8 protein-coding genes are annotated in these 10614 nt (G+C 70.0%); 5 read left to right on the top strand and 3 right to left on the bottom strand.

The window, feature by feature from the left end:
• The first annotated feature begins 138 nt into the window (after positions 1 to 138).
• Complete coding sequence (locus tag VFZ92_RS09845; RefSeq protein ID WP_330875524.1) at positions 139 to 1770, top strand: glycosyl hydrolase family 18 protein; 1632 nt, start codon at positions 139 to 141, stop codon at positions 1768 to 1770.
• A gap of 410 nt (positions 1771 to 2180) precedes the next feature.
• Here VFZ92_RS09845 and VFZ92_RS09840 read toward each other — a convergent pair whose 3' ends face one another.
• Positions 2181 to 3929: a M14 family zinc carboxypeptidase gene (locus VFZ92_RS09840; RefSeq protein ID WP_330875523.1), complete on the bottom strand. Its 1749-nt coding sequence runs from the start codon at positions 3927 to 3929 to the stop codon at positions 2181 to 2183.
• Positions 3930 to 4099: 170 nt separating this feature from the next.
• Between VFZ92_RS09840 and VFZ92_RS09835 the strand changes: the two genes are divergently transcribed.
• Together VFZ92_RS09835 and VFZ92_RS09830 are read left to right on the top strand one after the other, a co-directional pair.
• Positions 4100 to 4342, top strand: coding sequence for a DUF2630 family protein (locus tag VFZ92_RS09835; RefSeq protein ID WP_330875522.1), 243 nt, complete (start codon positions 4100 to 4102; stop codon positions 4340 to 4342).
• Positions 4343 to 5082: 740 nt separating this feature from the next.
• Positions 5083 to 5253 (top strand): hypothetical protein, encoded by a 171-nt coding sequence (locus VFZ92_RS09830; protein WP_330875521.1) that lies wholly within the window; start codon positions 5083 to 5085, stop codon positions 5251 to 5253.
• Positions 5254 to 5461: 208 nt separating this feature from the next.
• On the opposite strand, the gene VFZ92_RS09825 is transcribed toward VFZ92_RS09830, so the two are convergent.
• The gene (locus VFZ92_RS09825; RefSeq protein WP_330875520.1) at positions 5462 to 6052 is read right to left on the bottom strand and encodes a DUF3558 domain-containing protein; all 591 of its coding nucleotides are present in this window, start codon (positions 6050 to 6052) and stop codon (positions 5462 to 5464) included.
• Between the two features lie 65 nt (positions 6053 to 6117).
• A complete protein-coding gene (locus VFZ92_RS09820; protein ID WP_330875519.1) occupies positions 6118 to 8328 on the bottom strand; it encodes an ATP-dependent RecD-like DNA helicase in 2211 nt (736 codons plus the stop codon).
• Positions 8329 to 8411: 83 nt separating this feature from the next.
• Between VFZ92_RS09820 and VFZ92_RS09815 the strand changes: the two genes are divergently transcribed.
• Entirely contained in the window at positions 8412 to 9098 is a 687-nt protein-coding gene (locus tag VFZ92_RS09815) for a response regulator transcription factor (protein ID WP_330875518.1), read from the top strand.
• 14 nt (positions 9099 to 9112) lie between these two features.
• Positions 9113 to 10126, top strand: a complete 1014-nt coding sequence (locus VFZ92_RS09810) for a HAMP domain-containing sensor histidine kinase (RefSeq protein ID WP_330875527.1) — start codon at positions 9113 to 9115, stop codon at positions 10124 to 10126.
• The last annotated feature ends 488 nt before the right edge of the window (positions 10127 to 10614 follow it).

Here is a 10614-nt window from a genome sequence, read left to right as displayed (position 1 = left end):
GAAAACGGTTTCAGGGCTCCTGATCGATTCACTTGTTAGGCCATTCGAGTGACACAACTGGTCTAGACCTTGACCGTTCAGTGGTCTGGACCACATGTTTCACCCAACCTTGCTTTCCCTGCCGTGACAAGGAGCCCGATGACCAAGATCCGATGGCATCTCACAGCGTTGTTCGCGGCGGTGGCCGCGTTGGTCCTCGGCCTCACCGTCGTGCCCACCGCCAGTGGCGCGGGCGGTGTGTCGGCGACCTTCTCCAAGGGCTCCGACTGGGGCACCGGGTACGAGGGCAAGTACACCATCAAGAACGGCGGCACGTCGACGCTCGCGACGTGGACCGTCGAGTTCGACCTCCCCGCGAACCACAAGGTCAGCTCGCTGTGGGACGGCACGCAGACCGCCAGCGGCCAGCACGTGACCGTCAAGAACTCCTGGAACGGCAACGTCGCGCCCGGCGCGTCCGTCAGCTTCGGCTTCAACGTCACCTACACGGGCGCCTTCGCGGCCCCCGGCGGGTGCAAGCTGAACGGTGCCTCGTGCGACGCGGGTGGTCCGACGACGACCACCACGACGACCACGACCACCACCACGACGACGACCACCCCCGGTAACCCGACGACGACCACGACCACCACGACGCCGCCGCAGTCCGGTGCCAAGAAGAACCTGGGCTACTTCGTGCAGTGGGGCGTGTACTCGCGCAACTACCACGTCAAGAACATCCACACGAGCGGTTCCGCCGCGAAGCTGACCCACATCAACTACGGGTTCGGCAACGTGAAGAACGGCCAGTGCTCGGCCACCGACGACACCTTCGCGGACTACGACAAGTTCTACGACGCCGCGAGCAGCGTCGACGGCACGTCGGACTCCTGGGACGCGGGCGCCCTGCGCGGCAGCTTCAACCAGTTGCGCAAGCTGAAGAAGATGTACCCCCACATCAAGGTGCTGTGGTCCTTCGGCGGCTGGACCTGGTCCGGCGGCTTCGGCCAGGCCGCGCAGAACCCGGCCGCGTTCGCCGAGTCGTGCTACAAGCTGGTCGAGGACCCGCGCTGGGCCGACGTGTTCGACGGCATCGACATCGACTGGGAGTACCCGAACGCCTGCGGTCTGAGCTGCGACACCAGCGGCTTCGCGTCGTTCAAGAACCTCACCCAGGCGCTGCGCAGCCGCTTCGGCTCGGGCAACCTGGTCACCGCGGCCATCACGGCCGACGGCAGCAGCGGCGGCAAGATCGACGCCGCTGACTACGGCGGCGCGGCGCAGTACCTCGACTGGTACAACGTCATGACCTACGACTACTTCGGCGGCTTCACCCCGCAGGGCCCGACGGCCCCGCACTCGCCGCTGACGTCGTACAACGGCATCCCGCAGGCGGGCTTCAACTCCGACGCGGCGATCCAGAAGCTGAAGAGCAAGGGCGTTCCCGCCAGCAAGCTGCTCCTCGGCATCGGCTTCTACGGCCGAGGCTGGACCGGCGTCACGCAGGACGCCCCCGGCGGCACCGCGACCGGCCCGGCTCCGGGCTCCGTCGAGGCGGGCATCGAGGACTACAAGATCCTCAAGAACACCTGCCCCGCCACCGGCACCGTCGCGGGCACCGCGTACGCCAAGTGCGGCAACCAGTGGTGGAGCTACGACACCCCGGCCACCATCGGCGGCAAGATGACCTACACCAAGAACCAGAGCCTCGGTGGCGCGTTCTTCTGGGAGCTCTCGGGAGACACGACCAACGGCGAGCTGATCACGGCCATGAAGAACGGCCTCGGCTGATCTGACCCGCAGTAAGCGAGAGGGCCCGCGGCTGCTGCCGCGGGCCCTCTCGCTTTGTCCGAGTCCGCTTGGTCCGAGTTCGCTTGGTCCGAGTCCGCTCTGTCCGAGTTCGCTCTGTCCGAGCCGCTCACTCCGGGTGACTTCCCACTCCACCTGTTCGAGTGACCGCAAGAACAGCGGTTCTTGTCGGACCCCACCGCTTCACTGGTCCTGTGCGAACCCACCGATGTGCCCGGTCGTCCCCCTGGCCCTCCCCGCCGCTGACCGCGATCCGTCCCACCGCGGCGGTTCACGGGGCGGGCGGGCCCGTGCCTCCCCCGTCCCGGTCCGCGGTCGGTCGGGCGGCCCTCCGGCCTCCCGACCGACCACCGCGTCCGGCGGGCGCACCTCGCGCGCCCGCCGGACCGGTCTCAGACGGTCAGGCTCCAGGTGTCGATGGTGCCGACGTCCTGGGAGGCCACGTCCTGCACCTTCAGCTTCCAGTCACCGTCGCGCAGCTCGGTGGCCAGGTTCGCGGTGTAGGTCGTGTCGATGTTGTCCGCGGAGTCGTTGCCGGAGGCCTTCAACCGGTAGGAGGACCCGTCGGGGGCGACGAGGTCCACCACCAGGTCCCCGCGGTAGGTGTGCTTGATGTGCACCTCGACCTGCGAGGTGGCCGAGGCGTTCCCGGTGCAGCCCGCGATCGTGATCGTGCTGGTGACGGCGGCACCGCGGTCCGGGATGGCGACGTCGGTGTCGTTGGTCTTCTTGTCGCAGCCCGTGGGCGGGGTGCTCGTGCCGTAGGGGCTGGTCGCCTTGGTGGCCGCGTACATCAGCATCGGCTTGACCTTCGGCCAGAACGTGCCCGCCTGGCACGAGTAGGTCGGGAAGAAGCCGCTGCACGAGCCGCTGCTCGGGCCGATCTCCCAGACGAAGCTCGCCACGCCGAGGTCGTCGTACACCCAGTCGTCGGTCGCGCCCGCGGCGTTGTAGAGCACCTCGCCGGGCTGGCCGGAGGTCCAGCCGGAACCCGCGATGGCCTGGAGGTCCGACCCCATCTTCCGCAGCGAGGCGTCGTTGCCCGCCTTCTGGCTGGCGTCGTACCCCCACGGGAACAGGATCAGGTTGGAGTAGCTGTGCATGCTGACGACGACACCGGTGGTGTCCGCGGGAGCGGCGTCACCGGGAGCCGTGCCGCGCTTGTCCTTGTAGAGGCTGCGCCAGAGCGCCTGAAGCGCCTTGGTCTCGACCTCGGAGTCCGCGCTCGGGCCCTTGTAGGTCTGGTCGCACGGCTGGCTCGACGTGCCCTGGCCGCCCCAGTGCGAGCTGGTGTTGCGGTTCAGGTCGACGCCGAGCTGGCTGCTGGCCGAGCCGGAGCAGTTGGAACCGTTGGTGCCGTTGGCGTTCTTGCGCTGGTAGATCGGCGAGTTGCCGCCCTGCTGGACGATGTTGACGCCGTCGGGGTTGGCCTGCGGGACGACCCACACCTCGGTGGTGTCGAGGAGCGCGGTGACGCTCGCGTCGGTGCCGTAGCCCGCCGTCAGGTGGTCGATCCAGCGCCAGGCGACGTCACCGGTGGTGAGTTCGCGGGCGTGCAGCTGGCCCATGACGAAGAAGCGGGGCTTGGGCGCGTTGGGGTTGAGCGCGCAGTCGCCCGCGTTCAGCTTGGTGATGCAGATGGCTCGCAGGTCGTAGCCGCCCGCGCCCTGGGTCTTCTTCCACGAGTCGCCGTAGTCGACCAGCGTGGTGAGCGTCGGGTACTGGGCGGCGACGGCGTCCAGGTGGGCGTGGTGGGCGTTGACCGTGCGGTAGCCGCCGTAGAAGGTCTCGTTGATGTCGGCGGCCTCGACCGCGGCCGACTGCGACTTCTTGGCGGGCGGCGTCCACTCCGGCGGCGCCAGCACCTGGTCGACGACAGCGGTGAAGCCCGCCTGCTGGAGCCGGGCCCCCTCGTCCTTGGCGCCGAGCACGAACAGGCTGTCGCCGTCGCGCTGCTCCAGCACGTCGAAGCCGCGGCTCAGCAGGTTCTGCGCCTGCTCGCCGAGCGGTGCGTGCACCTTGTAGACGTAGGTGGGGCCGGGTTGGGCCGCCGTCGTGACCGGCAGCGGGCCCGCGGTGCCAGGCACACCGCCGGTGATCACCGCACCCGCGGCCGCGATGGCGACCGCGATGGACACCATCGAACGTTTTCTCGACAACACGGTTGTTCCTCTCGCAGGGTTGAGCTGGAGGATGAGGCACGAACCGCGGCGAAAACACCCTCCAACCGGCCATACATGGGCGTTATGGACCAAGAGAAGGAGCGCGCGTCGGGTGGCGTGACACCCCGGAGCAGGGGTAGGCCTTAGCCATGACCGACGAAGAAATCATCAAGCGCATCTCGCACCTCGTCGAAGAGGAGCACGAGCTGGAGAACTCGAAGATCGGCGAGGGCCTCTCGACCGACGAGGCGCAGCGCCTCAAGCAGATCGAGGTAGGCCTCGACCAGTGCTGGGACCTGCTCCGCCAACGCCGCGCCCGCAGGGCAGCCGGAATGGACCCGGACGCCGCCGAAGCACGGCCCGAGGGCATCGTGGAGGGCTACCGCCAGTAGGACGGGTAGAGGGAGAGGGCGCCTGCGCTCGGAGCCGCTGTGGCACGAGTGAGGCTCGCGGGAGCCCGGCCGGAGGAACGGTTCGCGGGAACCGGTTCCACAGGTGCCGGGCTCACGGGAGCCGGGCTTGCGGAAGCCGAACCCACGGGAACCGGACCCACGGAAGCCGAACCCACGAGAACCGGTTTCGTGGGAGCCGGTTTCGTGGAGTCGGACTCACGGGAGCCGGTCTCGCGGAGACAAGCTCGGCGGTCCCATCATGGGAACTGACCGCGGAGGGCCTGGGACCTCCTTGCTCGGTGTCCGCGTCGCCGCACCGTCTTACCAGGCGGATCAGGGCGGGGTTGTGGTTCTCACGCCCTCGTCTCGTCGCCGGTCACAGTGGACTCGGCGCGTCGTGCAGGCGTTCCCACGCAGGCCGAGGAACACGCTGACGCTGCCGCTCAGCGGTCCCTCGATGCCACCAGGTCCGGTGACCCCACCCCCGGATCTCCGGGTTCGACCGGAGGCATCAGTCATGCCGGACCTGGCGACCACGACTCCTTGGACAGGAGCTACGAAAAGGCAACGGGACGGCGTGCGGAACCTTCGCCGGTTCGAGCAGCCCAACCCGGCACTGGCTGACCGGGCTGTGCCAGGCCAGTCCGGTCCAACGCCTGGTACGGCCGACCTCGGGGTCGGGACGCACGGACGGGCCTCGACCACCGCGAACTGTCACCCACGCCCCAGCGGTGACCAGGATGGCCAACAGCCGCCGCCCCTGCTCGCAGGCCCGCCCCTGCTCGCAGGCCAGGCGCGGCTCGCAGGCCAGGCGCGGCTCACAGGCCAGGCGCGGCTCACAGGCCAGGCGCGGCTCGCAGGCCCGCCCCTGCTCGCAGGCCAGGCGCGGCTCGCAGGCCCTCCCCGCGTGATCACCCGGCTCCGTCCCGCCAAGGGCCCCCCACCGGATGCCGTCGATCAACTGCCGGGTGCTCCCCCCGGCCACGTTTCAGGTCGCGACGCACCGCCACACGATCCGGCGCGGTTCAACCACCTCGACCACCGGACCCTGCTCCGAACAGTCCACTTCGACCGGCCCACCTGACCGACCCACGTGATCGGTCCGGCTGATCGGTCCGACTAGGCCTGTTCGCGGATGCTCGTCAGAGCCAGGTCGGCTGCTTCACGGGCCACGGCGCAGGGTTCGAAGGCCCGTGGGGCGGGTTTGGGCCCGGTGCGGAGCTTCACCGTCGTGGTGAGGATCTGGGTGTCGGTGATGCCGACCACGAGGGCGCAGACGCCGTTCCTGCGATCGTCCGTGGGGGCGTTGAGGAGGGTCGGGTAGTCCTGGAGGGGTGCCTGGAGTTCGAAGAGCTGGAAGGTGCTCTTGAGCTCGTAGACGCGGTCCAGGCCGCCGTTGCCGTTGCCGGTGGTGAACGTGAAGGTCACGTACTGGCCGCTGTCGCCCTCGGTGTCGTCCCACGAGCAGATGGGGCCGGTCGGGGTGGATTCCTCCACGCCTTCGACGCCCACCATGTCGAGGGTCTTGAGCTGGGGTCCGGACAGCAGGGTGCAGGGTTTCTTGGCGGCCTTCGTGGAGTCGAGGGGGGTGCGGACTCGGGGGGCGCCGTGCTGCGTGGTGTCGCCACCGGAGCCCGCGGGGGCGGCTGTGCTGTCCCCGCATCCCGTCGCGGCCAGTGCTATGACGGTTAGGAGGAGCAGTGTGCGCACAGGGTTGTCCTCACGGCTCGGGGTTCTTGCCGGGAAGAAGTGTGCCCCCAATCGCACCGGACGATCTACAAAAACTTTTCCACACCTGGGGTCGACCGGAGCCGGTGGTCCAGTGCGGTGTGTCGCCTACCAGCGCCTACCGTGCGCACGGCCTGTCCGATCGCCTTCCGAGATCCCACCAGGACGACCAGCTTCTTGGCCCTCGTGACGGCGGTGTAGAGGAGGTTCCGCTGGAGCATCATCCACGCGCTGGTGGTGAGCGGGATGACGACGCACGGGTACTCGCTGCCCTGTGAACGGTGGATCGTCATCGCGTAGGCGTGGGTCAGCTCGTCGAGTTCGCCGAACTCGTAGTCGACGTCCTCGTCCTCGTCGGTGCGGACGGTGAGCTTCTGCTCGACCTGGTCGAGCGCGGTGACGACGCCCATCGTGCCGTTGAAGACGCCGTTCGCGCCCTTGTCGTAGTTGTTGCGGATCTGGGTGACCTTGTCGCCGAGCCGGAAGACGCGGCCGCCGAAGCGGCGTTCCGGCAGACCCTCGCGGGCAGGCGTCAGGGCTTCCTGGAGGACGGTGTTCAACGCGCCCGCGCCAGCCGGGCCGCGGTGCATCGGGGCGAGGACCTGGATGTCGCGGCGCGCGTCGAGGCCGAACTTCGCCGGGATGCGGCGGGCCACGACGTCGACGGTCGTGGTCGCGGCCTCCTCGGACTCCTCGACCGGGAACAGGAAGAAGTCGGGCAGTCCCTGGACGATCGGGTACTCGCCGGAGTTGATCCGGTGGGCGTTGGTGACCACGCCGGACTGCTGGGCCTGGCGGAAGATGTGCGTGAGGCGGACGTTCGGGACGGGACTGCCGTCGCAGAGCACGTCGCGCAGCACCTCGCCTGCACCGACGGACGGCAGCTGGTCGACGTCGCCGACGAGCAGCAGGTGCGCGCCGGGAGCCACCGCCTTGATCAGCTTGTTGGCGAGCAGCAGGTCCAGCATGGACGCCTCGTCCACGACCACCAGGTCCGCGTCGAGCGGCCGGTCGCGGTCGAACGCCGCGTCGCCGCCCGGCTTCAGCTCCAGGAGCCGGTGGACGGTGCGGGCTTCGTGGCCGGTCAGCTCGGTGAGGCGCTTGGCGGCTCGGCCGGTCGGGGCGGCGAGCACGACCTTCGCGCCCTTGGCGGCGGCCAGCCGGACGACGGACCGCACGGTGAAGCTCTTGCCGCAGCCCGGTCCGCCGGTCAGCACCGCGACCTTGCTGGTCAGCGCGAGCTTCACGGCCTCCTGCTGCTTCTCCTCCAGCGACGCGCCGAGCCAGGCGAACGCGCGCGTCCAGTCCACGGAGGAGAACGCGGGCATGCGTTCCTCCGGACCGGACAGCAACCGTCTCAACTGGCCCGCGACGGAGATCTCCGCGCGGTGGAACGGGACCAGGTAGATCGCGGCGACGTCCTCACCGTCCAGCGGCAGGACCTCGCGGACCACGCCCTCCTCGGCCACCAGTTCGGCGAGGCAGTCGATCACCAGCCCGGCGTCGACCTGGAGGATCTTGATGGCCTCCCCGATCAGCGACTGGTCCGGCAGGAAGCAGTTGCCGTTGCCGGTCGCCTCGGACAGCGTGAACTGGAGCCCGGCCTTGACCCGCTGCGGGCTGTCGTGCGGGATGCCGACGGCCTTGGCGATCACGTCGGCGGTGCGGAAGCCGATGCCCCACACGTCCGACGCCAGCCGGTACGGCTCCTGGCGGACGACCTCGATCGACCTGTCCAGGTACTGCTTGTAGATCCGGACGGCGAGCGAGGTCGACACCCCGACGCCCTGGAGGAAGATCATGACCTCCTTGATCGCCTTCTGCTCCTCCCACGCGGCGGCGATCAGCTTGGTGCGCTTGGGGCCGAGCCGCGGCACCTCGATCAGCCGCTCCGGCGTCCGCTCGATCACGTCGAGGGCGTCCACGCCGAAGTGGGTGACGATCTTGTCGGCCAGCACCGGCCCGATGCCCTTGATCAGCCCGGAACCGAGGTAGCGGCGGATGCCCTGGATCGTCGCGGGCAGCACGGTCGTGTAGTCGTCCACGAAGAACTGCTTGCCGTACTGGGGGTGCGAACCCCACCGGCCGCGCATCCGGATCGACTCGCCCGGCTGCGCCCCGAGCAGTGCGCCGACGACGGTCAGCAGGTCACCGCCACCGCGGCCGGTGTCGACCTTGGCGACGGTGTAGCCGGTCTCGTCGTTGGCGAAGGTGATGCGCTCCAGCACGGCCTCCAGGACCGCTCCCTCGCCTGCCATGCCCCCAACCCTAGGCGCACACCTCCACACGACCTCCACAAGTCACCCCGGACCTCTCCACCTCGGCGGCCTACAGTCGCCGCATGACCGGGGGACAGCGGCGGGTACTGGTGGTCGAGGACGAGCTGGCCATCGCGGAGTCGGTGGCGGCCAGGCTGCGGGCGGAGGGGTTCGCGGTCGAACTCGCGCACGACGGCCCGTCCGCGGTGGCCGCGGTCGCGGCGAACGAGCCCGACCTGGTCGTGCTGGACGTGATGCTGCCCGGTTACGACGGCCTGGAGGTGTGCCGCCGGATCCAGGCGCACCAACCGGTCCCGGTGCTGATGCTGACCGCGCGCGGCGACGAGACGGACCTGCTGGTCGGGCTCGCGGTCGGCGCGGACGACTACCTCACCAAGCCGTTCTCGCCGCGCGAGCTGGCGGCCCGCGTGCACGCGCTGCTGCGCCGGGTCGACCGGGCCGCGCGGCCGCGCTCGGAGTCGCGCATCGAGCTGGCCGACCTGGAGATCGACCTGGTCGAACGGCGGGTGCAGCGCGCGGGCGTCGAGGCGCACCTGACGCCCACCGAGTACGAGCTGCTGGTGCACCTCGCGGAACGGCCCCGCGCGGTGCAGCCGAGGGAACGGCTGCTGAGCGAGGTGTGGGGATGGCACGACAGCACGGGCGCGCGAACGGTCGACAGCCACATCAAGGCGTTGCGCCGCAAGCTGGGTGCCGACCTGATCCGCACGGTCCACGGGGTCGGGTACGCGCTGGAGGTGCCCCGGTGACCGTGTTCCGCACGATGGTCGCGATGCTCGTCGAGGAGCTGCCCCGACCGCTGGACCCGGTGCGGTCGATCAAGCTGAAGCTCGGCATCCTGCTGGTGGCCTCGGGTGCGGCCGGTTTCGCGTTCTTCTGGTCGCAGATCGGCTGGCTGCCCGTCAGGAGCACGGTCGGGTCGCTGGTCATCGTGCTGTTCACGTCGCAGGTGCTCGCGCACGGCATGACCAGGCCGCTGCGGGAGATGACGGCCGCGGCGCGCGCGATGCGGGCCGGTGACTACTCGCGGCGGGTGCGGGCGACCGCGCGGGACGAGGTGGGCGAGCTGGCGAGCGCGTTCAACCGGATGGCGGCCGACCTGGCCGCGGCCGACCAGCAGCGCCGCGAACTGATCGCGAACGTGTCGCACGAGCTGAAGACGCCCATCACCGCGCTGCGGGCCGTGCTGGAGAACGTGGTCGACGGCGTCGCACCCGCCGACGGTCCGACGATGAGGACCGCTCTGGTCCAGACCGAGCGCCTGGGCAGGCTGGTCACCGAACTGCTCGACCTGTCCAAGGTGGACGCCGGTGTCCTCGCGCTCAACCACGAGGAGTTCGAGGTGGAGCCGCTGCTGGCGGACGTGGTCGCGGAGGCGGAGGTCGCCGCGTCGGCCGCGAAGCGCGGTGTGCACTTCACGCTGGAGGTGAGCCCGCCCGGTGCCACCGCGGTCGCCGACCCGGCGCGGCTGCACCAGGTCGTGGTCAACCTGCTGGACAACGCCGCCCGGCACGGTCCCGCCGACGGCCGGGTGGACGTCCGGGCCGTGTCCACCGCGGACGAACTCGTGGTCGAGGTCGTGGACGAGGGTCCCGGCATCGCGCGCGAGGACCGCGAGCGCATCTTCGAACGCTTCACCCGAGGGGAACGGGCTGGTGGCGGCGGTACCGGCCTCGGTCTCAACATCGCCCGCTGGGTGGTCGACCTGCACGGCGGCTCGATCGCCGTCGTCGACGGTCCCGGCTGCCGCATCCGCGTCACCCTGCCCTCCCGCTGAACCTCCCCGTCCGCCGGACGTCTCTGTTTGCTGAGAGTCCCTGCTCCTCGAAACCGGAGTGATCCCATGAACGACGAGCCTGTCGTCGGCGTGCCCAGAAAACTCGGTCTGCGCCGCATCGGGGCCGTTCCCACGACGGCGATGCCCGTGCGGTCCACGCCCAGGAAGGCCGGTGCACCCGACCCCGAGGTCGAGGAACCCGTGCTGGGGAAAACCGCCGCCGAGCGGTCCTCGGCGGGCGGGGGCTCGGCCGGCGAGGGCACAGGGGGTGAGGGCGCGGAGGGGGAGCGCTCAGGGGGTGAGCGCTCAGGGGGTGAGCGCTCAGGGGGTGAGCGCTCAGCGGGAGAGCGCTCGGCGAGTGAGGGCTCGGCGGGCGAGGGCTCGGCGGGCGAGGGCACAGGGGCTGAGGAGTCAGAGGGAGAGCGCTCGGGAGGTGGGGGCTCGGCGAGTGGGGGCTCGGGGAGCCGGGGGGCGGTGAGCGGGAGTTC

The sequence above is a fragment of the Umezawaea sp. genome, from assembly GCF_036375055.1.
Lineage (GTDB): Bacteria > Actinomycetota > Actinomycetes > Mycobacteriales > Pseudonocardiaceae > Umezawaea.
Note: the sequence above shows the minus strand (reverse complement) of the source record. Positions and strands in the feature narration are given on the sequence as shown.

What these genes read in the sequence shown, in the direction of transcription:
- VFZ92_RS09810 (WP_330875527.1), top strand. Translation starts at nt 9,113, where the DNA reads ATGGTCGCGATGCTCGTCGAGGAGCTGCCCCGACCGCTGGACCCGGTG.
- VFZ92_RS09815 (WP_330875518.1), top strand. Translation starts at nt 8,412, where the DNA reads ATGACCGGGGGACAGCGGCGGGTACTGGTGGTCGAGGACGAGCTGGCC.
- VFZ92_RS09835 (WP_330875522.1), top strand. Translation starts at nt 4,100, where the DNA reads ATGACCGACGAAGAAATCATCAAGCGCATCTCGCACCTCGTCGAAGAG.
- VFZ92_RS09820 (WP_330875519.1), bottom strand. Translation starts at nt 8,328, where the DNA reads ATGGCAGGCGAGGGAGCGGTCCTGGAGGCCGTGCTGGAGCGCATCACC.
- VFZ92_RS09840 (WP_330875523.1), bottom strand. Translation starts at nt 3,929, where the DNA reads ATGGTGTCCATCGCGGTCGCCATCGCGGCCGCGGGTGCGGTGATCACC.
- VFZ92_RS09830 (WP_330875521.1), top strand. Translation starts at nt 5,083, where the DNA reads ATGGCCAACAGCCGCCGCCCCTGCTCGCAGGCCCGCCCCTGCTCGCAG.
- VFZ92_RS09845 (WP_330875524.1), top strand. Translation starts at nt 139, where the DNA reads ATGACCAAGATCCGATGGCATCTCACAGCGTTGTTCGCGGCGGTGGCC.